Genomic DNA, 23,597 nt, shown 5'->3' with positions numbered 1-23,597 from the left:
CCCTGCCGCCGAACGCTTAATTCAGGTCTGTGCGTCCTCGCCGTCGCCGACATCGCCGATATGTTCGACCGAGACGACGCGCTCGTCTTCCGCCGTGTCGAAGACGATGACGCCCTGAGCGCCGCGCCCGGCGATGCGGATGCCGTCGACCGGGCAGCGGATCAACTGGCCGCCGTCGGTCACCAGCATAATCTCATCGCCATGGCCGACCGGGAAAGAGGCGATGAGTTTGCCGTTTCTGGCGTTGACCGCCATCGCGACAATGCCTTTGCCGCCGCGACCGGTCGTACGATATTCGTAAGAGCTCGTACGCTTTCCGTAACCGTTTTCGGAGACGGTCAGAATGATCTGCTCGGCCGCCTGCATTTCGTAAAAGCGCGTATCCGACAGTTCGACGGCGCTCGTCGTCGCCTCCTCGGCCTCGGCGCCGGCCTCGGGCGAGACGTCCTCGCCCATCCGCCGGCGCAGCGCATTGGCGCGCTTCAGATAGGCGGCGCGCTCCTCGCCGGTCGCCTCGAAATGATTGAGAATCGACAGCGAGATCACCCGGTCTCCGGACCCCAGCGCCACGCCGCGCACGCCCATCGAGGTGCGCCCCTGAAAGACGCGGACCTCGGGCACGGCGAAACGAATGCAATGCCCGTCGCGCGTCGTCAGCAGCACATCGTCATGCTCGGTCGCGGTGGCGACGTCGACGATCGCTTCGCCCGCGTCGAGCTTCATGGCGATAAGGCCGTTGCGGCGCACGTCGACGAAATCGGAGAGCTTGTTTCGCCTCACCGTCCCGCCCGTCGTCGCGAAGATGACGTCGAGCGTCGCCCAGCTTTCCTCATCCTCCGGCAGCGGCATGATCGTGGTGATCCGCTCATTCTGCTCGAGCGGCAGCAGATTGACCAGCGCCTTGCCGCGCGCCTGCGGCGCCGAGAGCGGCAGTCGCCAGACCTTTTCCTTGTAAGCCTTGCCGAGCGAGGAGAAGAACAGCACCGGCGTATGGGTATTGGCGACGAAGAGCCGGTGGACGAAATCCTCCTCTTTCGTCTGCATGCCGGAGCGGCCTTTGCCGCCGCGCCGCTGCGCGCGATAGGTCGAGAGCGGCACGCGCTTGATGTAGCCGGCGTGCGAGACGGTGACCACCATGTCTTCGCGCGCGATCAAATCCTCGTCCTCGACCTCGCCGTCGGCTTCGATGATCTGCGTGCGGCGCGGCGTGGCATGCGCTTCGCGCACCGCCAGCAATTCGTCCTTGACGATGCCAAAGAGACGTTCGCGCGAGCGCAGAATATCGAGATAGTCGGCGATTTCGGCGGCGAGCTTGTTCAACGCTTCTGAAATTTCCTCGCGGCCGAGCGCGGTGAGGCGCTGCAGCCGCAAATCGAGAATGGCGCGCGCCTGCGCTTCCGAAAGCCGGATGGCGCCTTCGTCGGTGAGCCTGTGGCGCGGATCGGCGATCAACTCGACGAGCGGCGCCATGTCCTTCGCCGGCCAGTCGCGTCCCATCAGCGCCTCGCGCGCGGCGGCTGCGTCAGGCGAGGTGCGGATCAGGCGAATGACTTCGTCGATATTGGCGACGGCGATGGCGAGGCCGACCTGCAGATGGGCGTTGTCGCGCGCCTTGTTGAGTCGGAATTTGGTGCGCCTCGTGACGACCGTCTCGCGGAAATCGACGAAGGCGCGCAGCACGTCATGGAGCGTCATCAGCTCCGGGCGCCCGCCGTTCAGCGCGATCATATTGACGGGGAAGCTCGTCTGCAGCGCGGTGTGGCGCCACAGCTGGTTCAACACGACGTCGGCGACGGCCTCCCGTTTGAGTTCGACGACGATGCGCATGCCGTCGCGATCGGATTCGTCGCGCAGATCGGCGACGCCTTCGATTTTCTTTTCCCGCACCAGTTCGGCGATGCGCTCGATCAGCGCCGCCTTGTTCACCTGATAGGGGATTTCGGTGAAGATGATCGCTTCGCGATCCTTGCGCAGAGTCTCGATCTCGGATTTGGCGCGCATGATGATCGAGCCGCGGCCCGTGGCGAAGGCGCTGCGAATGCCGCCCCGCCCGAGGATCGTCGCGGCAGTGGGGAAGTCTGGCCCGGGCACGATTTCCATCAGCTCGACGACGGTGATGTCGGGCCGGTCGATCATCGCGATGCAGGCGTCGATCACTTCGCCGAGATTATGCGGCGGGATGTTCGTCGCCATGCCGACGGCGATGCCGCCGGCGCCATTGACCAGCAGATTGGGAAAGCGCGCCGGCAGGACGGTCGGTTCATGCTCCTTGCCGTCGTAGTTGGGCTGAAAGTCGACGGTGCCCTCGTCGATGTCTTCGAGCAGCGCCAGCGCGGGCTTGGCGAGCCGGGATTCGGTGTAGCGCATCGCCGCCGGCGGATCATTGTCGACCGACCCGAAATTGCCCTGCCCGTCGATGAGCGGCAGCCGCATCGAAAAGGGCTGCGCCATGCGCACCAGCGCGTCATAGATCGCCGCGTCGCCATGCGGGTGGTATTTGCCCATCACGTCGCCGACGATGCGCGCCGACTTCACATAGGCCTTGTCCGGCGTGTGCCCGTTCTCATGCATCGAAAACAAAATGCGCCGATGCACCGGCTTCAACCCGTCGCGGACATCCGGCAGCGCGCGCGACACGATCACGCTCATCGCGTAATCGAGATAGCTGCGCTTCATCTCATCGGTGATCGAGACCGGCTTGATGTCGGAGCCGGGCTTGTCGGAATCGTCTTTTCTGGTGTCGTCGTCGGCCAAGTGAGCGCCAGTTCAAGGGTAGCGTCTAGTTGACATGTCTATAGGCGATTCGAGCGGGCGACGCCAGTATTAGCGTCTTATGAAGAGCATTGAAATTCAAAAGCTTATCGCCTTATTCTCTGTCTTCTGTCACAATCGAGGCCAGGCTTTTGACGCGGCGCGTTTCCTTGCGGCCGGCTTCGACCTTTTCGAGCCCGCCCGCAGAGCGGCCTCAACCGCCGATTTGGCCCAAAAAACGAGTTCGTCGGGGTCCTCAAGCGCCCGGTCGGGGAGGCTCCAATAGGAAAGCGTGATCGGTCGGTTCTTGCCTTGATAGACGAAAGGCCGGGAGCCCGCCTCTCGAAACCGCGCCGCGCTGTGCCGATCGGCTTTCAGATAGATTTCGCCGCCCGCTTCAATGGCGAAGAACAGTCCATCGGCGTAAACGCCATGGCCGCTGAACATGCGCTTCGCGGAAACCGCGGCAAAGGGGGCGAAAAGCTCCTCGATACGCGCGCGGTCCATGAGCGACTCCCAATGGATTCAGGCGCTCCCGATTTCCGACGCGGCGGCCAGCTTCTCGGCGTCGGCCGGCGTCAGTTCAACGCTTTCGCCGCAGCCGCAGGCCGACGTTTGATTGGGGTTTTCGAATACGAAGGTCGACGAAAACTGCGTCGTCTTCACGTCCATCGTCGTGCCGAGCAGATAGAGCACCGCCGCGGCGTCGACGATCACGCGGCCGCCCTCGACGTCAATGACTTCGTCGCCTCTCTTCGGATCGGCGATCTCCATCTTGTAGGACATGCCGGCGCAGCCGCCCTTCTCCACCGAGACGCGCAGCCCCTTCCCTTCGCCGGCCGCGGCAAGCAGTCCGCGCACGCGCTCGGCCGCTGCGGGGCTGACGTTCATCACGCTCATTTTCATCATGCCAGTCATCGCAAAGCCATTCCGTTAAGTGCCCGTTCACCACATATCGAGCGCGAGACGCGCGTCATCCGACATGCGGCTTGGATCCCAGGGCGGTTCGAACACCATATTCACCTTCACATCGCTGACGCCGGGCACGGCGCTCACCGCATTCGCGACCCATTGAGGCATTTCGCCGGCCACCGGACAGCCCGGCGCGGTCAGCGTCATGTCGATCTCGACGAGCCCTTCATTCGAAATGTCGACCCGGTAAATCAGGCCAAGCTCATAGATATCGGCTGGAATTTCGGGATCATAGACCGTCTTCAGCGCCTTCACGATGTCGTTCGTCAGGCGCTCGTTTTCAATGGCCTCGGGGGTTCGCTCCGATGCGGCGTCGGTTTCGGCTGCGCTTGTATGGGGAGCATCGTTCATGAACACGCAGTTCTCGTCAGGCGAAAAGAGAGCGGGCCTTTTCCAGCGCCTCCGCCAGCCGGTCGATTTCCTTGCGCGTATTATACAGCGCGAAGGAGGCGCGACAGGTTGAGGTGACGCCGAAGCGGGCGAGAAGAGGCATGGCGCAATGCGTTCCGGCGCGCACCGCGACGCCGGATCGATCGATCACCGTGGCGATGTCATGCGCATGGGCCGCCGCCATTTCGAAGGAAAGGATCGGACCTTTGTCCGGCGCCTGCCCATAGATTTTCAGCCCGTCGATCCGCGACAGTCGCTGATGGGCATAGGCGGTCAGACCCGCCTCATGGGCGCCGATCGCCTCCCGGCCGAGGCGCTCCATGTAATCGAGCGCCGCGCCAAGCCCCACGGCCTGAGCGATCGGCGGCGTGCCGGCTTCGAAGCGCTGCGGCGGATCGTTGTAGGCGACAGTATCGCGCGTCACCGTTTCGATCATCTCGCCGCCGCCGGCATAGGGCGGGAGCGCCTCGAGCCATTGACGCTTGCCATAAAGCGCGCCGACGCCGGTCGGTCCATAGAGCTTATGGCCGGTCAGCACATAGAAGTCGGCGTCGAGCGCCTGCACATCGACGTCAAGATGCACCGCGCCCTGCGATCCGTCGACGCAAAGCGGAACGCCATGGGCGTGAGCGATGCGGGCGACATCGGCGATCGGTGTCGGCGCGCCGAGCACATTCGACATATGGGTCAGCGTCACGATCTTGGTGCGCTTGGTGAAGAGCTTCTCTAAGGCCTCAAGATCGAAGCGGCCGTCGTCATCGACCTCGAGCCATTTCAGAACGGCGCCCTTGCGCTCGCGCAGGAAATGCCAGGGCACGATGTTGGAGTGATGCTCCATCACCGACAGGATGATCTCGTCGCCTTCGCCGATATGGGCTTCGCCGAAGGCGGCGGCGACGAGATTTAAGGCTTCGGTCGCGCCGCGGGTGAAAATGATTTCATCGGTCGATTGCGCATTGAGAAAGCGGCGGACGGTTTCGCGCGCGCCCTCATAGGCCTCCGTCGAAGCGTTGGCGAGATAATGCAGGCCGCGATGCACATTGGCGTATTCATGTTCGTAGAATTGCGCCACGCGTTCGATCACCGCGCGCGGCTTTTGCGCCGAGGCGGCGTTATCGAGATAGACCAGCGGCTTGCCATAGGGACGTTCGGCGAGAATCGGAAAGTCGGCGCGAACCGCATCGATGTCATAAGCCGTCGTTATGCGCGCGATCTCATTCATCGAGCGATCCTTCGGGACAGCCAAACGCTGACGCGATCCACCAGAAACGCCTTCAACTGCTCGTCTTCGAGCGCCTGCATCGACTCAATCGCGAAGCCTTCGATGAGCAGCGCCTCGGCTTCGCGGCGCGGCAGACCGCGCGCGCTCAGGTAAAACAGCTGATCCTTGTCGAGCCGGCCGCAAGTCGCGCCATGACCGCATTGCACGTCGTCGGCGAAGATTTCCAGCTCCGGCTTGTTGTTCATCGTCGCCTGCTCGGAGAGCAGCAGCGCCTTCGATTGCATGACGCCGTCGGTCTTTTGGGCGCCCGGGCGCACGATGACCTTGCCCTGAAACACGCCGACGCTTTGATCGTCGAGAATATTGCGAAAACATTCACGGCTTGCGCCATTGGGCTTGGCATGGTCGACGACCAGCGTCGTGTCGGCGTGCAACCGACCGCGCCCGAGCGTCGCGCCATTGAAAGCGGCGCTCGCATTCTCGCCGTCAAGTCGCGCGAAAATCTGCCGACGATGCAGGCCCTCTCCCTCGATCAGCGCGAAGGAATTGATCCTCGCGTCGGCGTCGAGATGCGCCAGCAGCGAGGCGACGCGGATCGATTGATCGACGCCGCCCGAGAGATGCGTCACGAGATCGACGCGCGCATATTGCGCCAGCCGAAGCAAGAGCGCGCTATTGTCCTGCGCCGGCGCCGTCGACAGCGCGCCGAGCGTTTCGATCAATGTCGCCTGAGCGCCTTCGCCCAGTATCACGAGCGCGCGCGTATAGGTCGACTGCGTCGCCTCCGTGGACGTAAAGGTCACAAGCTCGATCGCGCGGGAAATTTTTTTGCCCGGAGCGATCTCGATGACGACTCCGTCCTGCATCAGCGCGGCGTTGAGCGCCAGCACCGGGTCCTGCGCGCCGATATCGGCGCTCGCCAGCGCCGACAGGATATGCGGCTCGCCGTGGGTCAGCGCGTCGCGCAGCGATTGGACGACGACGCCTTCGGGGAGCCGCGCGATGTCGGAAAGGTCGGGCCGGAAAACCCCGTCGAGGGTCACGAGCCGCAGCGAGTCATGCGCGCGCGGCAAGGACAGGGCGGCATGCGAAGCGGTGGCGAGCGGCGCCGGCCGGCTCATCGCTGTCTTGAGGTCTGTGTAGTGCCACGACTCGATGCGGCGGCTCGGCAGGCCAAGCGCCGAGAAGGCGGTCCAGGCGGCGGCGCGCAGCCGCTCCGCGCCCTTGTCGCGCATCTCATCATAAAAGGACGAAAGCGTCGCTTCCGCTTCGCTCGCCAGCTTGATCATCGCCTTACGCCGCCTCTTGCGCGATGTAATCCTGATAGCCGCGCTCTTCCAGCTCCGTAGCAAGCTCCGGACCGCCTGAGCGCATGATCCGCCCCTGCGCCATCACATGCACCGTATCGGGCCTGATATAGTCGAGAAGACGTTGATAATGGGTGATGACGACGAAGGCGCGCTCGGGCGAACGCAGCGCATTGACGCCGTCGGCGACGACGCGGAGCGCGTCGATGTCGAGGCCAGAGTCCGTCTCATCCAGGATAGCAAGACGCGGCTGCAGCAGCGCCATCTGCAGAATTTCCATCCGCTTCTTCTCACCGCCGGAGAAGCCGACGTTGAGCGGCCGGCGCAGCATGTCCTGGGAAACGCCGAGCGAGGCGGCGGCCTCCTTGACGCGCTTCATCAGCTCCGGCGTCTGCAGTTCCGGCTCGCCGCGGGCGCGGCGCAGGGCGTTGAGCGTCGCCTTCAGAAAGGTCATGGTCGCGACGCCGGGAATTTCGACCGGATATTGGAAGGCGAGGAAAACGCCCTTGGCGGCGCGCTCGGCCGGATCGAATTCGAGAATATTCTCGCCGTTGAGACGCGCTTCGCCTTGCGTGACCTCATAGCCTTCGCGGCCGGAGAGGACATAGGAGAGCGTCGATTTGCCGGTCCCGTTCGGGCCCATGATCGCCGCGACTTCGCCGGCCTTTACGCTGAGCGTAAGGCCCTTGAGAATTTCGCGTCCGCCGACGGCGACGCGCAAGTCCTTGATGTCGAGCATCAATTCAGTCCCTCAAGTCGTCGCCGCATATGCACATAGCGAACGACTTCCATATGGTTCCCATGCAAGCGGTACAGAATGAGATAAGCGCCGCTAACGGCGCTTCTCACGCCTTCGCCGATGTCCGGTCGCGTCCGTCCGATTTGCGGATATGAGCCCAGCAATCTCGTTTTCCTTTCCAGCGCATCCAACGTCCGATCCGCAGCGTTTTGATTGTCCCTGGCGATGTAAGTCCAGATTTCGATCAAATCCTCTTCCGCGCGCGCAGTTCGAATGACGCGCATGGAGACTTAGCTCTGTGAGCGACGGCGGCGCGCCTCAGCCTTGATCTCGTCGATCGTTTCGAAGCGCCCCGAGCCGCTCTCGACGCCTTCACGCCAGAGCCGGCGCAAGTCATCGAGGTTTGTCCGCTCCACTAGGCGTTCCGTGCGCCATTGCGCGACAGCAGCGCGAATAGCGTCGTTCTCGGACTCGAACTCGCCACAAGCGACGGCCGCGGCAAGCTCCGATTCCAGCTCTTCAGGCAAAGAAATCTGCAACGTCCGCATCACCCCACGCTCCCTTCGAGCGAAATCGAGATTAGCTTTTGCGCCTCGACCGCGAATTCCATCGGCAGCTGCTGCAGCACGTCGCGCACGAAGCCATTGACGATCAGCGCCGTCGCTTCCTCTTCCGACAGTCCCCGCTGCATCGCATAGAACAGCTGGTCCTCGGAAATCTTGCTCGTCGTCGCCTCATGTTCGAACTGCGCGCTCGGATTTTTCGATTCGATATAGGGAACCGTATGCGCGCCGCAGTCATGACCGATCAGCAGACTGTCGCATTGGGTGAAATTGCGCGCGCCTTCCGCCTTGCGATGCGCCGACACCTGGCCGCGATAAGTGTTCTGCGACCGCCCCGCCGAAATCCCCTTCGAGATGATGCGGCTTCTGGTGTTCTTGCCGAGATGCAGCATCTTGGTGCCGCTGTCGACCTGCTGATAGCCGTTCGACACCGCGATCGAATAAAATTCGCCCTGCGAACCGTCGCCGCGCAGAATGCAGGACGGATATTTCCAGGTGATCGCCGAACCGGTCTCGACCTGAGTCCAGGAGATGTGCGAATTGCGGCCGCGGCAATCGCCGCGCTTCGTCACGAAATTATAGATGCCGCCCCTGCCCTCGCTGTCGCCCGGATACCAGTTCTGCACCGTCGAATATTTGATCTCGGCGTCGTCGAGCGCGACGAGTTCGACCACGGCGGCGTGAAGCTGGTTTTCATCGCGCTTGGGCGCGGTGCAGCCTTCGAGATAGGAGACGTAAGCGCCTTCATCGGCGATGATCAGCGTGCGCTCGAACTGCCCGGTCTTCTGCTCATTGATGCGAAAGTAAGTCGACAGCTCCATCGGGCAGCGCACGCCCTTTGGAATATAGACGAAGGAGCCGTCGGAAAAGACCGCGCTGTTCAGCGTCGCGTAGAAATTGTCGGTCACCGGCACGACCGAGCCGAGATATTTTTGCACCAGCTCCGGATGAGTCTGCACGGCTTCCGAAATCGGGCAGAAGATCACGCCGGCGCGCGCCAGCTCTTCCTTGAAGGTCGTCGCCACCGAGACTGAGTCGAACACCGCGTCGACCGCCACTTTGCGGGTCTCGACGCCGGCGAGAATTTCCTGCTCGCGCAGCGGAATGCCGAGCTTCTCATAAGTGCGCAGCAGTTCCGGATCGACCTCGTCGAGCGACTTCGGCCCCGACGTCGATTTCGGCGCGGCGTAGTAGTAGAGATCCTGGAAATCGATGCGCGGATAGTGCACGCGCGCCCAGCGCGGCTCAGGCATCGTCACCCAGCGCCGATAGGCGTCCAAGCGCCAGTCGGTGAGCCATTGCGGCTCGTTCTTTTTTCCCGAGATGAAACGAACGATGTCTTCATTCAGGCCCTTGGGGGCCTTTTCCGTCTCGATGTCGGTCGAGAAGCCGTATTTATATGCGTCGACGTCGATTGACGCGACACGCGCAACGGTCTCCTGACGAGCCGCCATTTTTCTTTCTCCTCGTCACGACGGGTTCAAGGCCCGCCGGCCGATCGTTCCGCCGCCGCCCAGCCCAGTTTCGGCGTCGACTAGGCGGCGGGTTGTCGTGACCTCATGCGGTCGACGACATGTGCAAGAACCTTTCCAAATTGTTCTACATCCTCTTGCGTCGAAGACCAACCGAAACTCGCCCTCAGCGCCTCCTTTTCCGCTGCGCCCATCGCCGCAAGAACGTGGGATTCCATCATCTTGCCCGACGAACAGGCCGATCCGGCGGAAAGCGCGACATTTTCCAGGTCAAGCGCCATCAGCATCGTGCGCGGCGCCAGTCCTGGAATTGCGAAAGCGCTGGCGTTCGGCGCGCGTGGCGCCCCTAAACCGTAGATTCGGGTATCGGGCGCGATTTTCAAGACTTGTCTCTCCAGCCCGTCGCGCAAACGGGCGAGCCGCGCTCCCTCGCTGGCCAACTCGGCGGTCGCTGCGCTCAAAGCCGCGGCAAATCCGGCGATTCCCGCGACATTTTCGGTTCCCGCCCGGCGTCCGAACTCCTGGCCGCCGCCGCGCAGCATCGGCGACTCGACATGGAGACTATCATCGCGAAAGGCGAGCGCGCCGACGCCCATCGGGCCGCCGAGCTTATGTGAGGAAAAGAACAATATGTCCGCGTCTGTGGTCGCGAATGTCGTCTCGAGCCGGCCGACCGACTGCACGGCGTCGCAAACGACGACGCCGCTCGCCGCATGAACCAGCGCCGCCGCCTCGGCGACCGGCTGAATGACGCCGGTCTCATTATTGACCGCCTGCAGCGCCAGCATCGCGCGCGCGCCGGCGCGTCGCGCCAGCGCCGCCTCCAGCGCTTGAAGCGAGATCACGCCTTCCGCGGTCAGCGGGACGTTTTCCACGGCCTCGCGTGGAAAGCGATGGCCCTGCAGGACGCAGAGATGCTCTCCGGCGCCGACCAGCAACACCTCGATCGGCGCCGCCTCGCCCTCTCGGCGAAGCCAGGGCGACAGCGCGAGGCTCGCCGCCTCGGTCGCGCCGCTCGTGAAGACGATTCCGCGCCGAGGTCCGCCAATCGCACGGGCGACGGCGGCCCGGGCGTCTTCGAGCAACGCCTTGGCCGCCCGTCCCTCGGCGTGGACCGAAGAGGGATTGCCCAGCGTCTCCAGCGCCTCGAGCATCGCCGCCCGCGCCTCCTGGCGCAGCGGCGAGGTCGCGTTGTGATCGAGATAGGCGCGCCTGATCATTGGCGGCATTCTAGCAGAGCGGGTCGGCCCCGGCGCGTTTCTTGTATGGCATGTGCATTCGGCTCCCCTGAAAAGGCGACTCATGCACATCGAGATCGACAAGCCCCATGTGGAGGCGCTCGTCGCGCGCTTTCCGGCTCACGCTTGCCTGTCCGCGCAGCTGCGCTTCTCCGACCGCGTCGAGGCTGATCTTTCGAATTTCAGCGCTGAAGAACTCGATTTTCTCGGCGCAATCTATCAGGACGCGGGTCCCCATCTTCGCGCCAGGGCCGCGCAGCTCGCGACCCTGCGTGCGGCGATGGAGGCCAAGAGCACGCGCTTTGCCGCCGAGGACCTCGAGGAAGTGCTGCCGGCGCTGGTGCGCTATCTGACGACCGACGCGATCCGCGGCTGGATTTTTACCGCCAATGTCACCTCCAAACCCCTGCCCTATGTCATCACCCGTTTCGACTATGTTCCGGCCTCCAATGACGAGGCGGGAAAAATCCTTATCGAATTGAAGGCCAACGCCAAGGGAACGCTGCAGTCGAACCTGGTTCGGATCATGAGTGCGGACATCGCCGGCCGCACCATCGGCGAAATCCTGGCGGCGCGCGGGTTCGTGCGCGAAACGCCGGCGCTGATCGAATCCTTCGACGCCTCCAGCGAGACCTATTTCGACTGGCGCGGGCGCTATGGCGCGCAATTTTCGGCGAAGGGCATCGGCTTTCACGCCGAAGATCCGACCTCCACCCATCGCGACACCGACTGGTCGCGCAAGGACCTCATCGTGCTGTCGAGCAATGGCTCGGAGGCGCGTCTCGTCAATGACGAAAGCATTCTCACCGGGCGCAGCCTGACCCTGGAGGCGCCCGGCGACATTCTCGGCCATTTCCTGCGCAAGGCCGGCAAGAGCAATCGCTTCGCCGCCGAAGATGAAATCGCCGAACTCAAGGCGCTGATCCCCGAAGCGCTGTTTACGCAAATTCCGGTGCACCCCTACATGTTCATGTTCCACCTCGATCTGCATCATTACGTCTGGGTGCATGTCGACGAGATGCAGCCCTATCGCTATCAGCCGCAGCTGAGGGAAAAGCTGGTGCTGCCCGAGGAACAGACCGATCTCATCGATATTTTGACCGCCGAGATGGATGTGCTGATGGACGACATCGTCCAGGGCAAATCAGGCGGCACGACGGTGCTTTGCGCCGGCCCGCCCGGCGTCGGCAAGACGCTGACCGCCGAAGTATATTCGGAAATCATCCAGCGTCCGCTCTATCGCGTGCATTCGGGCCAGCTCGGGCTCAATGTCGCGACGATGGAGACCGCACTGAAGGACATTCTCACCCGTGCGCAGCGCTGGGGCGCGGTGATGCTCATCGACGAAGCCGACGTTTACATCAAGCGGCGCGACGACAATATCGCGATGAACGCCGTCGTCGGCGTCTTCCTGCGCGTCCTCGAATATTTCAACGGACTGCTGTTTCTCACCACCAACCGCGTCGACGACATCGACGAGGCGATCGTCTCGCGCTGCATCGCGCTCATCCGCTACGCGCCGCCGGACGATGACGCGCGCCGGCGCATCTGGCGCGTCATGGCCGGGCAGTTCGAACTCGCCTTGGACGATGCGCTGATCGATCGTCTGGTCGCGACCTTTCCCGAGGCGACCGGCCGCGACATCAAGGGCCTCGCCAAACTCGCGGCGAAATTCTGCCATCAGAAGAACCTTCCGCCGAGCCTGCCGGTTTTCCAGCGCTGCGCCATCTTCCGGGGGCTGGAGATCGCCCGCGCGGCGTAAGGCGAGGCCTCAGCCGCCGAATTTCCTTGCATTTGACTGCGGGCCGCATGGTAGAAGGCGCGCTTGCCAGTTTTGCAAGGGATCATGAATGCCCGAGGTTATCTTCACCGGTCCGGCCGGCAGGCTCGAAGGCCGATTTCATCAGTCCGCCACGCGCGGCGCGCCGATCGCGATCGTGCTGCACCCGCATCCCCAATTCGGCGGCACGATGAACAATCAGATCGTCTATCATCTTTACTACTCCTTTGCGGAGCGGGGCTTTTCGGTGCTGCGCTTCAATTTCCGGGGCGTCGGCCGCTCGCAGGGCGCCTTCGATCACGGCCTCGGCGAGCTTTCCGACGCGGCGGCGGCGCTCGACTGGGCGCAGTCGGTCAATCCGGAAGCGCGCGCCTGTTGGATCGCCGGCGTCTCCTTCGGCGCCTGGATCGGCATGCAGCTGCTGATGCGCCGCCCCGAGATCGAAGGCTTCATCTCGGTCGCGCCGCCCGCGAACCGTTTCGACTTCTCCTTCCTCGCGCCCTGCCCGTCTTCGGGCCTCTTCATACACGGCGATCAGGACCGGGTGGCGCCGCTCAAGGAAGTGACCGGGCTGATCGAGAAGCTCAAGACGCAAAAGGGCATCGTCATCGAACATGCGGTGGTCGAAGGCGCGAACCATTTCTTCGAAGAGAGGGTCGAGCCGCTGATCGCCCATGTCGACGCCTATCTCGACCGGCGTCTCGGCAATCCGCCGCGCATCGCCATTCCCGCGCGGGGCGACTGAGGCGTCATTGCGAGGAGCGCAAGCGACGAAGCAATTCAGCGCCGGCCTCTGGGTTGCTTCGCTTCGCTCGCAATGACGAATCCGGACTGAATCCTATGGGGCCGCCCGCGCCAGCACGCCGCCGGGCATGGCCTGCGGCGCGCCGGTCGTCGTCGGGAAGGTGATCGGCAGACCTTCCAGCACCCGCGCGGCGAGATAAGCGAAAGCCTGCGCCTCCATCGAATCCGCCGACCAGCCCACCGCATTCGCGGTCGTCACCTTGCACGGCAGACGCATGACGAGTTCGCGCACCAGGATCGGATTGCGCGCGCCGCCGCCGCAGACGATGAGCAATTGCGGCTGGGTTGGCAGATGCGGGAAAAGCCGCAGCACCGAAGCCGCGGTAAAGGCGGTGAGCGTTGCGGCGGCGTCCTCGGTCGAAAGCTTGGCCACCGCGTCGAGCGCGAAAGCGTTGCGGTCGAGCGATTTCGGCGGCGGCTCGTCGAAAAAGGGATGCGCTAGCATTTTAAGCAGCGTCGCTTCGTTGACCCGGCCGCGCGCCGCCATATGGCCGTGCCGGTCGATCGGCGCGCCGGTGCGTTGGAGCATCAGATCGTCAATCAGCGCATTGCCCGGCCCGGTGTCGCAGGCGATCGGCGCCTCGCCGTCGGCGACATAAGTGACATTGGCGACGCCGCCGATATTGAGCAGCGCCACCTCGCCCTTCATGCCGCCGGCGATGACCAGCGCGCGATGGAACACCGGCACGATCGGCGCGCCCTCGCCGCCGGCGGCGATGTCGGCGGCGCGGAAATCATAGGCGACGTCGAGGCCGAGACGGGCGGCGAGCGCCGGCCCGTCGCCGATCTGAATGGTGAGCCCTTGTTTGGGACGGTGCAGCACGGTCTGGCCGTGAAAGCCGACGATATTGACGCTTCCCGGATCGATGGCGTTCTCGCCGATCAGCGTCTCGACCGCTTCGGCGTGTCGATCCGTCACCATGCGCTCAGCGAAGGCGAGCACGCCCGGCCGCGCGTCGCGGTCTTCGAGCGTCGCGGCTTCGGCGAGCGCATTGCGCAGCAGCGCGCGGTCGGCGTCATTATAGGGGTAATGACCGGTCGGCCCGAAGGCGACGGCGGCGTCGCCGTCGGTTTCGATGAGCGCAACATCGACGCCGTCCATCGACGTGCCGGACATGAGGCCGATTGAGCGGTAGCTGGGCAAGGCGAATCTCTCCGAACAAGATAGAGAGTGTAGCAAGGAAGGCGGCTATTTCCCCCCTCCTGCAAGCGTGAGAAGGAAATTCCCCAACCTTACCGCCGCCCCTCCCAACCCCACGCCGCCACCACCGCGCCGACCAGCGCCAGCATCGCCCATAGCCCGAGACCGAGCGGCGCGATTTCGACGCCGACCAGGGTCGAGGCGCCGGTCTGTCTGACGCCGATCCAATCCGCGCCGCCGTAACGGTTGGCGTCGCGCAGCTCCACGACGCGCGGCATCGACGCAGTGTCGCCGCCGCCGTTCGAAAGTCGCCGCACGGTTCCTCCGGTCGCTTCCGCCAGCGGCTGCAGCTTCTGCGTCGTCGACGCGACTTCGCGGAATTCGCGCGGATTGGGTGGGCCGACATTGACCAGCGCCGTCAGACCTTCGCTTTCGAAGCGCCACAGGCCCATCTCTTTCGCGTCGAAACGCGCCCGCCACAGTCCCGGTTGGCTCTGCGCGACGGCGATTTCTTCGCGCGCGCCCGACGGCGCCGTCGCCATCACTGGCGCCGGCGTCTCCTTCATCGTCTGGCGCTCGACGGTCACCTCGCGGCCATGCGCCGACGCGCGCAGCGCCTCCTCTTCGAGATCGGGTTCCTTCATCAGCCAATGGGCGAGGCGGCGCATCAGATCGACATGCGGGCCGCCGCCCTCGAAGCCGCGCGCCCAGAGCCAGATCTGGTCGGAGAGCAGCAGCGCCACCCTGCCCTTGCCCTCATGCGACAGCACCAGCAGCGGCTTGTCGCGCACGCCGGACATGATTGAATCGCCCTTCACCACATTGGCGTCGACCTGCCGGAACCACTCGCCCCAATTCGGCGGCTCGGCGTTGGCGCCCGCGAGGCCGCGCGTAACGGGGTGTTTCGCGCCGTCCCTGCTGACCCGGGCGCGAAACGCCTGTTCGATCAGCGCGCCATCGGGACGCGCCGGCAGGATATCTTCAAGCGGCGAGTAATAGAGCCCGCGCAGCGTCGCGTAATCAGGGCCGACCGCCGCGAGAAAAGCGCCGCCGTTCTCGACATAATTGGCGATATTCTCGAAATAGATCGAGGGCAGAGTCGTCTGGCTCGAATAGCGATCGAAGATGATCAGATCGAATTCATTGATCTTGCGGCCGAAGAGATCGGCGGTCGGAAAGGCGATCAGCGACAATTCGCTCGCCGGGGTGATGTCGAGCTTTTCCGGCGGCCGCAGAATGGTGAAATGCACCAGTTCGACATTGGCGTCGGCGCGCAGGAGATTGCGCCAGCTTCGCTCGCCTGGATGCGGCTCGCCGGAGACAAGCAGCACTTTGAGCCGATCGCGCACGCCTTCGATCGACAGCACCGCTTTGTTGTCGAGCGGCGTCAGCTCGCCCGGCGCCGGCGGGATTTCAAGCTCGACGACATTTGGTCCGCCATGTTCGATGCGCACCGGAATGCTGACGATGTCGCCAGGAACTGGGCTGAAGGTCGGCAGCGCCTCGCCGTCGCGGCGCACCGAGATCGGAATGCGCTTGCCGTCGCCGCCAAGATCGACGATTCGGGCGCGGATGATCTGATCTTTGCCGACGATGCCGAAGCGCGGCGCCTCGACCAGCTCGATGCGGCGATCGCGTTCGCCTTGGTGGCCGCTCACCAGCGCATGCACGGGCGCTTTGAAGCCGAGCGCTTCGGCTTTGGCGGGGATATCGTGGACGACGCCGTCGGTGAGAAGTATCGCGCCGCCGACGCGCTCCGGCGGAACGTCCTTCAAGACTTCGGCAAGCGCGCCGAAAAGCTTGGTGCCGTCATTGCCGGAAGCGTCGTTGGCGACGCCGATCGTTCGCGTCTCGATGTCGCCGAATTTTTCGAGCGCCGAGTCGATCGCCTTGCGCGCTGCTTCGGTCTGCGCGTCTCTTTCGCCGAATTTCTGACTGTCGCTCTTGTCGACCACGACGGCGACGACGCTCTTTTGCGGATCGCGCTTTTCGCGCACCAGCGACGGATCGGCGAGCGCGGCCAGAAACAAAGCGAGGGCGAGCGCGCGGACCGCCGCGCCGCGCTGGCCTCTCGCGGCCATCAGCGCCAGTGCGCCGGCGCCAAGCGCGGCGAAGACGATAAGCGCCGGCCAGGGAATAAGCGGCGAAAAGGCGAGCGTAAGGTCGCTCATATCGCCTTGCTCCAAGCGTCTCGATGAATGCCCAAGCCCCTCACCTCACCTCTCCCCGCTTTCGCGGGGAGAGGGGTAACCAGCGCTGCGCCTTCGCCTTTATTCGTTTCGCGAAGCGTTGGCCGCTTCCTCTCCCCGCTTGCGGGGAGAGGTGAGGTGAGGGGCGCGGGTGAGTTCGCGTCGCGCCAATCGCCGCTCACTGGCCGAGCCTTTCCAGCAGGTCGCGCACATGCACCTGGTCGGATTTGTAGTTGCCGGTCAGCGTATACATCACGAGATTGATGCCGCCGCGGATCGCGAATTCGCGCTGGCGCGCGCCGCCCGGCGTCAGCGGAAACAGCGGCTGGCCGCGCTTGTCATGCGCCCAGGCGGCGGCAAGGTCGTTCGAGGTGATGACGATCGCCGAGACGCTGTCGGTGGCGCGCACCGGGCGCGCCGCCTGATCCTTGGGCTCCGGCGGCAGCGCCTCGACCCAGGTCTCGCCATTGGCGTAACGCCCGACGAAACCGTCGAGCAGATAAAAGGTCTTGGTGATGACGTGATCGCGCGGCGTCACTTCCAGCGGCGGAATGTCGAGGCCTCTGGTCAGGTCGCGCAGCCATTGCGTCTCCGGCGTCGGCGCGCCGCCGACGCGCTGCGAGAGCGCGTCGCGCGTGTCGAAGACCACCGTCCCGCCCTGTTTCATATAGGCTGCGACTCTCGCCGTCGTTTTAGCGGAAGGCTGCGGCGCGGTGGCGACGATCGGCCAATAGAGCATGGGATAGAAGGCGAGTTCGTCCTTCGCCGGATCGACGCCGACCGGCTCGCCGGGCGAGAAAGAGGTGCGCGAATTGAGCGCCTGCGTCAGCGCCTCAAGGCCCAGTCGCGATGTTTCGTCGACGCGGGCGTCGCCCGAAATCACATAGGCGAGCCGCGTCGTCAACGCGGCGTCTTTCTCTCTTTGAGCGGCGGCTGGTTTCGGCGCGGGTTCGGCGCGTGCGTCGTGCATTATCGCCGTCATGCAAAGCAGCGCCAGCATCGCGGCGGTCGCGGCGCCGAAGGGTCGCAGGCGCAATTTGCCGCCAAGCGCCATGGCGATCAGCGCGTCGGCGATGAAGGCGATAAGCGCGAAGAGCAGCAGCGGGCCGCGCAGATCGAGCTGCGCTCCGGATCGCAAGGCGCTCGCGCTCAGGCCAGCGCCGGCGAAATCGAAAGCGCTGATCTCGTCCGTCGGACGCAACGTCTGCACGGCGACGAAATTTTCTCCCACGCCATAAAGTCCCGGCGGATGTTCGGCGCTGGCGGGGCCGTCGAAGCCCGGCGGAATGCTTTGCGCGGCGGGGCCGGGCGCGCCGAGCGCGCCAAATCCGTCGAGAAGGCGCATCGGCGCCAGGGCCGACTGATCGGCGGCGACGTCGGATCGTTCGCCGCCCGCTGGCGCAGTTTCTCCCGCCATGGCGCTGATCCGTTTCAGCATGTCGACGAACAGTCCCGAGATTGGCAGATTCGACCAATTGGCGTCGGCGTTGACGTGAAACAGCACGATCAGCCCCTTGCCGCGCCGTTCCGCCGTGACGAGCGGCGTGCCGTCGGAAAGGCGCGCCCAGGTCTTGTTGGCGAGTCCGGGATCGGGCTCGGCGAGAACCTGCCGCTGGACTGTCACGTCTTTCGATGCGGGCAGGCCGAAGAACGGACTCGTCGCATCGAACTCGGCTAATAACTTGGGTTCTTCCCAGGACATGGCGCCGCCGAGCACGCGGCCGTTGCGGCGCAGGCGCACCGGCAAGAGATCGTCGTCGGCGTTGGCGAGGCGCGGACCGGCGAAACGCACCAGCGTGCCGCCCTCTTCGACGAAGCGCGACAAAGCGTCGAAGGTTTCGCCGGGCGCGAGGCCGACATCGGCGAGCGCCATGATATTGGGATTTTCGGCAAGCAGCGCCGCAACCGGATCGACGGCGCCCGGCCGCGCAGTACGCACCTGGGCGAAAGGCGCGAGCGCTTTTTCGAGATAATAGAGCGGCGAGAGCAGCGGCTGCGCCTGATCTGCGCTCTCGCCGCCGACCAGCACGACGCGCTTCACCTTCGAACGCGCGTCGAAGAGCGCCACCGCGCCGGCGGAGTTTTCGCCTTCAATGCGCAGATGGCTCACTTCATTGCGCAGTTCGACCGGCAGTTCGATTTTCGCGCGAACGCGCGATACGCCGTTGAAATCCGCCGTTGCGCGGCCGATCGTCCGGCCTTTGGCGTCGAGGGCGTCGATGACAGCCGACGCATCATCGCCGGTTCGCAGCGCGTCCACGCCGAGCGCCGCGGCGTCATTGGTCGGCGCGGCGAGCGCCCGCGGCGCATGAGTTTCGACATAAACTTCGACGCTGTTCGCGCCGGACGCCTTCAGCGTCCGCGCGAAACCTGACGCATCGCCCTGCGCGACGCCGTCGGCGATCCAGACGAGCCGCGCAGCCGGATGCGCGCGGACAAAAGCCCGGACCCCTTCGCCGATCGCCTTGCGCTCGGGGAGATACGGCTTGGGCCGCACGGAGCGCAATTTCTCAATCGCGCGCGGTCCACCTCCCGGAATGGGCGCGGCAGTCTCCGAGGCGAGCGCAACGGCGACCGGGCCGCCGGCGCGCGCGGCCGCTTCGATGATCGACGCGGCGCCCTCGATGCGGCGCTCCCATGTCGGCGCGGCCGGCCAGCCGTCATCGATCACGATCAGCGTCGGCGCCGAGGATGCGACGATTCCGCTCGGCGCCCAGACGGGACCGGCCATTGCGAAAATCAGCGCGGCGGCGAGCGCCAGCCGCAGCGCCATCAGCCACCACGGGGTCTTGGCCGGCGTCTCTTCATCCGGCTTCAGCTCGCGCAGGATTTTCGTCGGCGGAAAGACGATTTCGCGCGGGCGCGGCGGCGTCACCCGCAGCAGCCAATAGATCAGCGGCAGACCCAGCAGGCCAAAGAGCGCGAGCGGCGCGGCGAAGGAAAACATCAGCACCGCTCCTCGAACCCCACGCCGTCCGAGCCCAGCAGTCCCATCGCCAACGCCAGCGCCGCCTCCGCCGCCGGCCGGTCGGTGCGATGCTGCAGGAAGCTGAAGCCGACGCGTTGCGCGGCGCGGCGCACGGCGTCGCGATGCGCTTCAAAGCGACGCGCATAGGCGGCGCGCAGGCTCCGCGCGTCGCCGGCGTGGAAGGCGGCTCCGCCGTCGGTGTCGAGAAAAACGGTTTCGCCGGAGAAGGGCAGCGTCTCTTCGCTGGGGTCGGTCACCATCAGGATCGCTCCGGAGGCGCCGGCGTCGGCGAAGCGCCGCAGGCGCGCGGCGAGCGCGTCCGGTTCGACGAGAAAATCGGAAATCAGCACGACGCGCGCGCGAGGGCGCAGCGGCGCCTGCGGCGGAAGATCGTCATGCGCCGCCGCCATTGCGTTCTCGGCCAAAGCGCGCGCGAGTCGGTCGATCACGTCGCGGGCCGAGACCGGCGCGGTCAGTCCAAGCGCCGCCGCCCGCTCGCCGCCGCGAACAAGCACGTCGGCGAGCGCCAGCCCAAGGGTGACGGCGCGCGAAAGCTTGTCGTCCGTCGCGAGGGACGAGCCGTAAGCCATGGACGGCGAGCAATCCATCCAGAGGAAATAGTCGTGCGCCGCCTCCCATTCACGCTCGCGCACATAGAGCTGATCGCCGCGGGCCGAGCGGCGCCAGTCGATGCGATGCGCGGCCTCGCCCGAAGCGAACGGCCGATATTGCCAGAAGGTCTCGCCGACTCCGGCGCGCTTGCGGCCGTGAACCCCATAGGCGAGGCTTGCCGCGATTTCACGGGCGCGGGCCACGAGCCGCGGCATTCGGCTCGCGAGATCGGCCGCCGCCGCGCCGTCCGCAGGCTGGCGCCGCGCCGGATCATAGGCGCGCGTGGCGACGTCAGCGAACATCGTCAGCTTTTCCGTCTGACGGCGAAAAAGGTCCAAGACGCGTCACCCGATCCGCGTCACGAGGGTTGCGATCACGTCGGAAACGCTCATCTCGCGGCGCGCGGCGAAATTGAGCGCCATGCGATGGCGCAGCACCGGCGCGGCGAGCTTCGCCACGTCGTCGATCGACGGCGCGAGGCGGCCGGTGACGAGCGCCCTGGCCCGTGTCGCCAGCATCAGCGCCTGCGCCGCGCGCGGCCCCGGACCCCAGGCGACATGCGGCGCGATTTCAGGATCGCCCCCGTCGGGACGGGCGGCGCGAACCAGATCGAGGATCGCGTCGACGACCTTCTCGCCGATCGGCAGCCGGCGCACTAGCCGCTGGGTCGCCATCAGCTCGTCGGCGTCGAGCGCCTGGCTTGCCTCGGCCATTGTCTCGCCGGTGGTCTCCAGCAGCACCCGCCGTTCACTGGCCCGGTCGGGATAATGCACGTCGATCTGCATCAGAAAGCGGTCGAGCTGCGCCTCGGGCAGCGGATAGGTGCCCTCCTGCTCCAGGGGGTTCTGCGTCGCGAGGACATGGAAGGGCCGCGGCAGATCGTGGCGCTTGCCGGCGACGCTGACATGATGCTCCTGCATCGCCTGCAGCAGCGCCGACTGCGTGCGCGGCGAGGCGCGGTTGATTTCGTCGGCCATCAACAGCTGAGTGAAGATCGGCCCTTTGATGAAGCGGAACGAGCGCGATCGGTCCGCGCCCTCTTCCAGCACCTCGGAGCCGAGAATGTCGGCGGGCAGCAGGTCGGGCGTGAACTGCACCCGCTGTTCGGCGAGGCCGAGCACGCGGCCAAGCGTTTCGACAAGCTTGGTCTTGGCGAGACCGGGCACGCCGACCAGCAATCCGTGGCCGCCGGCCAATATTGTCACCAGCGCCTGTTCGACGACCTCGTCCTGACCGAAGATGACGGCGCCGATGGCGGCGCGGGCCCGTCCGATATGGTCCAAAGCGCGTTCGGCGGATTGGACGACGGCCGATTCGAGCGAAGTCGTCTTAGTGTCGAGTGAGGTCATGTCAGCCTTGCTCTGGCAGCCTGTCGATGAGGAGAGTCGGGCGCCCGGCGTCACAGCCGCCCAGTTCCGCCGGGCGTCGATCCAAAACCCGGCGCCATCGGCTTCGCGCGGATTTTAAAGGCGAAGCAGGCGGATTGACGGCCAGCCTCAAACTTTATCCCGCCGGCGTCGCAATTCAAGCGCGACCGGCGCGATAAGGGCATTTTGCCGCTTGCGCAATGATTTGCACGTGACAGTTTGTTCATGCCTTCCGCATTAAACCGCCGTCTCAACTGCGCCATGTATATTCTGTCGCCGGCACTGATTCTGAAAGGCGCTCTCGCTGATGTGGCGCGCAATCGTCGAAACCGCCCTGCTCTTTTTGACGCCTTTCGTCGCCTATGCGCTTTTTCATTTGCTGCAGCGGCGGTGGCCCTTCGTGCGCGAACTCTGGCATGGCAGGATCGTCTCGCTGCTGACGATCGCCGGACTACTTATCGCCATCGCCGGCGTCGTCACGCTCGGCCTCACCCGGTTGAACCAGGGCGCCTATGTGCCTGCCCATGTCGAGAACGGAAAATTGACGCCGGGCCGATTTGAATGACGGCGGCGCGAAGACTTCTTGACGATCCGCGTCTGGCGACATTGTTCGCGGCGCTCTCCAAGACCGGCGCCGAGACCAGGGTCGTCGGCGGCGCCGTGCGCGACGCGTTGCTCGGCCTGCCGCCGCATGAGATCGACCTCGCCACGACGGCGCTGCCCGACACGGTTCTCGCGGCTGCGCGCGACGCCGGCCTGAAAGGCGTTCCGACCGGGTTCGAGCACGGCACCGTGACCATTGTCGTCGCCGGAACGCCTTACGAAGTCACCACGTTGCGCGAGGATGTCGAGACCGACGGGCGCTTCGCCAAGGTGCGCTTTGGCGGCGATTTCGAGCAGGACGCCAAGCGCCGCGACTTCACCATCAACGCGCTGTCGCTCTCTCCCGATGGCAAGATTCACGATTACGTTGGCGGGCTTGCGGACATTGAGGCGCGGCGCGTCCGTTTTATCGGCGACGCCGCGACGCGGATTCGCGAGGATTATCTGCGCATCCTGCGCTTCTTTCGCTTTAACGCCTCGCATGGCGAAGGGCCGTTCGACCGTGAAGGCCTGCATCAGTCGATCGTCGCGCGGGAAAATCTGTCGCGCCTGTCGCGCGAGCGCATCCGCGCCGAGCTGATGAAACTGATGCTCGCGCGCCGGGCGCCGGAAGTGCTGCGCGCCATGTCGCACGCCGGCGTGATCGAAGTAATCCTCGGCATCGGCTATCCCGCCCGCCTGCAGCGACTCGCCGACCGCGAGGCGGCCAGAGGCAGGCCGGCGGACGCGGTTTTGCGCTTGGCGGCGTTCTCTGCGCTGACCGTCGAAGACGCCGAGCGACTACGCGACCGATTGCGGCTCTCCAACGACGAATTCGCGCGGCTGGCCGCGGCGGCGCGAAGCTTCGCGCCGCTCCACGGACGCGACGCCCCGCCGCCTCCATCCCATCTGCGCGAGATGCTGTTTTTATGCGGCCCGCGCGCGGCCGCCGACGCTCTGGCGCTGGCCCATGCCGAAAGCGCCGCGGCGGCGGACGACGCCGATTGGCTCGAAGCGGCGCGCTATCTCGAAGAGACGCCGACGCCCGCCTTTCCCATCAAGGGCGCCGACCTCATCGCCCGCGGCGTCGCGCCGGGCAAGGCGCTAGGCGACGCGCTCAAAACGCTGCAGGCCGAATGGATGCGCGCCGGCTTCCCGCGCGACCCAGCGGTGGTGAGGCGGCTCGTTGAGGAGGCGGTCGGGAAGGATGGGGGTTAAGTTCGCGCCAAGGTCGCGTTTTCCGAGACCGGCCAGCTCATTAACTCGCCCCCTTAATGCGCCGAATGTCTTCCTTGAGCAATTCGTTGACGATTTCATCAAGCGAATGCCCCTTGGCCTCGGCGCGCGACAGCAAGAACTCCCTTGTCTCCCGCTCCAAATGGAGGGGGGAGACAATTCGAGTTCGCCGCGGAAGAACTTGCCGCGTTCACCCCTTGAGAAATCATAGTCGTCTTTCAACCAGTTTAGCCTTCCGCCCGCGCCAGCCTTTCGAAAACCCCA

Annotated in this window: 20 protein-coding genes; 4 read left to right on the top strand and 16 right to left on the bottom strand. The window is 65.0% G+C overall.

What is annotated here, in order from left to right; genetic code table 11:
- Positions 1-21 precede the first annotated feature (21 nt).
- From gyrA to U1E20_RS11865, 11 genes are all read right to left on the bottom strand, one after another.
- Complete coding sequence (gene gyrA / locus U1E20_RS11915) at positions 22-2,754, bottom strand: DNA gyrase subunit A (RefSeq protein WP_409980842.1); 2,733 nt, start codon at positions 2,752-2,754, stop codon at positions 22-24.
- A 129-nt stretch (positions 2,755-2,883) separates the two neighbouring features.
- On the bottom strand, positions 2,884-3,258 hold the full coding sequence (locus U1E20_RS11910; RefSeq protein ID WP_409980841.1) for a TfoX/Sxy family protein: 375 nt from the start codon (positions 3,256-3,258) through the stop codon (positions 2,884-2,886).
- Positions 3,259-3,276: 18 nt separating this feature from the next.
- Positions 3,277-3,657, bottom strand: coding sequence for a HesB/IscA family protein (locus U1E20_RS11905; RefSeq protein WP_409981083.1), 381 nt, complete (start codon positions 3,655-3,657; stop codon positions 3,277-3,279).
- Positions 3,658-3,696: 39 nt separating this feature from the next.
- On the bottom strand, positions 3,697-4,074 hold the full coding sequence (locus U1E20_RS11900) for an SUF system Fe-S cluster assembly protein (RefSeq protein WP_409980840.1): 378 nt from the start codon (positions 4,072-4,074) through the stop codon (positions 3,697-3,699).
- 16 nt (positions 4,075-4,090) lie between these two features.
- Positions 4,091-5,335 (bottom strand): cysteine desulfurase, encoded by a 1,245-nt coding sequence (locus tag U1E20_RS11895; RefSeq protein WP_409980839.1) that lies wholly within the window; start codon positions 5,333-5,335, stop codon positions 4,091-4,093.
- On the bottom strand, positions 5,332-6,624 hold the full coding sequence (gene sufD, locus U1E20_RS11890) for a Fe-S cluster assembly protein SufD (RefSeq protein ID WP_409980838.1): 1,293 nt from the start codon (positions 6,622-6,624) through the stop codon (positions 5,332-5,334). Before sufD ends, U1E20_RS11895 begins: the two co-directional genes overlap by 4 nt.
- Before the next feature lie 4 nt (positions 6,625-6,628).
- Positions 6,629-7,381, bottom strand: coding sequence for a Fe-S cluster assembly ATPase SufC (gene sufC, locus U1E20_RS11885; protein WP_409980837.1), 753 nt, complete (start codon positions 7,379-7,381; stop codon positions 6,629-6,631).
- Positions 7,381-7,665: a type II toxin-antitoxin system RelE/ParE family toxin gene (locus U1E20_RS11880; protein WP_409980836.1), complete on the bottom strand. Its 285-nt coding sequence runs from the start codon at positions 7,663-7,665 to the stop codon at positions 7,381-7,383. The genes sufC and U1E20_RS11880 overlap by 1 nt, the downstream gene beginning before the upstream one ends.
- A 6-nt stretch (positions 7,666-7,671) precedes the next feature.
- Entirely contained in the window at positions 7,672-7,929 is a 258-nt protein-coding gene (locus U1E20_RS11875; RefSeq protein WP_409980835.1) for a type II toxin-antitoxin system ParD family antitoxin, read from the bottom strand.
- Entirely contained in the window at positions 7,929-9,398 is a 1,470-nt protein-coding gene (gene sufB, locus U1E20_RS11870; protein ID WP_409980834.1) for a Fe-S cluster assembly protein SufB, read from the bottom strand. Before sufB ends, U1E20_RS11875 begins: the two co-directional genes overlap by 1 nt.
- Positions 9,399-9,478: 80 nt before the next feature.
- Positions 9,479-10,636: a cysteine desulfurase family protein gene (locus tag U1E20_RS11865; protein WP_409980833.1), complete on the bottom strand. Its 1,158-nt coding sequence runs from the start codon at positions 10,634-10,636 to the stop codon at positions 9,479-9,481.
- A gap of 82 nt (positions 10,637-10,718) precedes the next feature.
- On the opposite strand from U1E20_RS11865, the gene U1E20_RS11860 reads away from it, so the two are divergent.
- Both U1E20_RS11860 and U1E20_RS11855 read left to right on the top strand, forming a co-directional pair.
- Positions 10,719-12,416 carry an ATP-binding protein gene (locus tag U1E20_RS11860; protein ID WP_409980832.1) on the top strand — a complete coding sequence of 566 codons (1,698 nt, stop codon included), beginning with the start codon at positions 10,719-10,721 and terminating at the stop codon, positions 12,414-12,416.
- 88 nt (positions 12,417-12,504) lie between these two features.
- Positions 12,505-13,179: an alpha/beta hydrolase gene (locus tag U1E20_RS11855; protein ID WP_409980831.1), complete on the top strand. Its 675-nt coding sequence runs from the start codon at positions 12,505-12,507 to the stop codon at positions 13,177-13,179.
- A gap of 93 nt (positions 13,180-13,272) precedes the next feature.
- On the opposite strand, the gene U1E20_RS11850 is transcribed toward U1E20_RS11855, so the two are convergent.
- The 5 genes from U1E20_RS11850 to U1E20_RS11830 form a co-directional block, all read right to left on the bottom strand.
- Positions 13,273-14,382, bottom strand: coding sequence for an anhydro-N-acetylmuramic acid kinase (locus U1E20_RS11850; RefSeq protein ID WP_409980830.1), 1,110 nt, complete (start codon positions 14,380-14,382; stop codon positions 13,273-13,275).
- A gap of 89 nt (positions 14,383-14,471) precedes the next feature.
- The gene (locus U1E20_RS11845; protein ID WP_409980829.1) at positions 14,472-16,550 is read right to left on the bottom strand and encodes a hypothetical protein; all 2,079 of its coding nucleotides are present in this window, start codon (positions 16,548-16,550) and stop codon (positions 14,472-14,474) included.
- Positions 16,551-16,746: 196 nt separating this feature from the next.
- Positions 16,747-19,515: a DUF4159 domain-containing protein gene (locus tag U1E20_RS11840; RefSeq protein WP_409980828.1), complete on the bottom strand. Its 2,769-nt coding sequence runs from the start codon at positions 19,513-19,515 to the stop codon at positions 16,747-16,749.
- The gene (locus U1E20_RS11835; protein ID WP_409980827.1) at positions 19,515-20,450 is read right to left on the bottom strand and encodes a DUF58 domain-containing protein; all 936 of its coding nucleotides are present in this window, start codon (positions 20,448-20,450) and stop codon (positions 19,515-19,517) included. Before U1E20_RS11835 ends, U1E20_RS11840 begins: the two co-directional genes overlap by 1 nt.
- Positions 20,451-20,492: 42 nt before the next feature.
- Positions 20,493-21,497: an AAA family ATPase gene (locus U1E20_RS11830; protein WP_409980826.1), complete on the bottom strand. Its 1,005-nt coding sequence runs from the start codon at positions 21,495-21,497 to the stop codon at positions 20,493-20,495.
- A gap of 325 nt (positions 21,498-21,822) precedes the next feature.
- On the opposite strand from U1E20_RS11830, the gene U1E20_RS11825 reads away from it, so the two are divergent.
- Entirely contained in the window at positions 21,823-22,080 is a 258-nt protein-coding gene (locus U1E20_RS11825; protein WP_409980825.1) for a DUF6111 family protein, read from the top strand.
- Positions 22,077-23,315 (top strand): CCA tRNA nucleotidyltransferase, encoded by a 1,239-nt coding sequence (locus tag U1E20_RS11820; protein WP_409980824.1) that lies wholly within the window; start codon positions 22,077-22,079, stop codon positions 23,313-23,315. The genes U1E20_RS11825 and U1E20_RS11820 overlap by 4 nt, the downstream gene beginning before the upstream one ends.
- Positions 23,316-23,597: the final 282 nt, after the last annotated feature.

The sequence above is a fragment of the Methylocystis sp. genome, assembly GCF_046349115.1.
GTDB lineage: Bacteria > Pseudomonadota > Alphaproteobacteria > Rhizobiales > Beijerinckiaceae > Methylocystis.
The sequence above is the reverse complement of the archived record's forward strand: the minus strand, read 5'-3'. Positions and strand labels throughout refer to the sequence as shown.

What these genes read in the sequence shown, in the direction of transcription:
- U1E20_RS11910 (WP_409980841.1), bottom strand. Translation starts at nt 3,258, where the DNA reads ATGGACCGCGCGCGTATCGAGGAGCTTTTCGCCCCCTTTGCCGCGGTT.
- U1E20_RS11905 (WP_409981083.1), bottom strand. Translation starts at nt 3,657, where the DNA reads ATGAAAATGAGCGTGATGAACGTCAGCCCCGCAGCGGCCGAGCGCGTG.
- U1E20_RS11900 (WP_409980840.1), bottom strand. Translation starts at nt 4,074, where the DNA reads ATGAACGATGCTCCCCATACAAGCGCAGCCGAAACCGACGCCGCATCG.
- U1E20_RS11895 (WP_409980839.1), bottom strand. Translation starts at nt 5,335, where the DNA reads ATGAATGAGATCGCGCGCATAACGACGGCTTATGACATCGATGCGGTT.
- sufD (WP_409980838.1), bottom strand. Translation starts at nt 6,624, where the DNA reads ATGATCAAGCTGGCGAGCGAAGCGGAAGCGACGCTTTCGTCCTTTTAT.
- sufC (WP_409980837.1), bottom strand. Translation starts at nt 7,381, where the DNA reads ATGCTCGACATCAAGGACTTGCGCGTCGCCGTCGGCGGACGCGAAATT.
- U1E20_RS11880 (WP_409980836.1), bottom strand. Translation starts at nt 7,665, where the DNA reads ATGCGCGTCATTCGAACTGCGCGCGCGGAAGAGGATTTGATCGAAATC.
- U1E20_RS11875 (WP_409980835.1), bottom strand. Translation starts at nt 7,929, where the DNA reads ATGCGGACGTTGCAGATTTCTTTGCCTGAAGAGCTGGAATCGGAGCTT.
- sufB (WP_409980834.1), bottom strand. Translation starts at nt 9,398, where the DNA reads ATGGCGGCTCGTCAGGAGACCGTTGCGCGTGTCGCGTCAATCGACGTC.
- U1E20_RS11865 (WP_409980833.1), bottom strand. Translation starts at nt 10,636, where the DNA reads ATGATCAGGCGCGCCTATCTCGATCACAACGCGACCTCGCCGCTGCGC.
- U1E20_RS11860 (WP_409980832.1), top strand. Translation starts at nt 10,719, where the DNA reads ATGCACATCGAGATCGACAAGCCCCATGTGGAGGCGCTCGTCGCGCGC.
- U1E20_RS11855 (WP_409980831.1), top strand. Translation starts at nt 12,505, where the DNA reads ATGCCCGAGGTTATCTTCACCGGTCCGGCCGGCAGGCTCGAAGGCCGA.
- U1E20_RS11845 (WP_409980829.1), bottom strand. Translation starts at nt 16,550, where the DNA reads ATGAGCGACCTTACGCTCGCCTTTTCGCCGCTTATTCCCTGGCCGGCG.
- U1E20_RS11840 (WP_409980828.1), bottom strand. Translation starts at nt 19,515, where the DNA reads ATGTTTTCCTTCGCCGCGCCGCTCGCGCTCTTTGGCCTGCTGGGTCTG.
- U1E20_RS11835 (WP_409980827.1), bottom strand. Translation starts at nt 20,450, where the DNA reads ATGTTCGCTGACGTCGCCACGCGCGCCTATGATCCGGCGCGGCGCCAG.
- U1E20_RS11830 (WP_409980826.1), bottom strand. Translation starts at nt 21,497, where the DNA reads ATGACCTCACTCGACACTAAGACGACTTCGCTCGAATCGGCCGTCGTC.
- U1E20_RS11825 (WP_409980825.1), top strand. Translation starts at nt 21,823, where the DNA reads ATGTGGCGCGCAATCGTCGAAACCGCCCTGCTCTTTTTGACGCCTTTC.
- U1E20_RS11820 (WP_409980824.1), top strand. Translation starts at nt 22,077, where the DNA reads ATGACGGCGGCGCGAAGACTTCTTGACGATCCGCGTCTGGCGACATTG.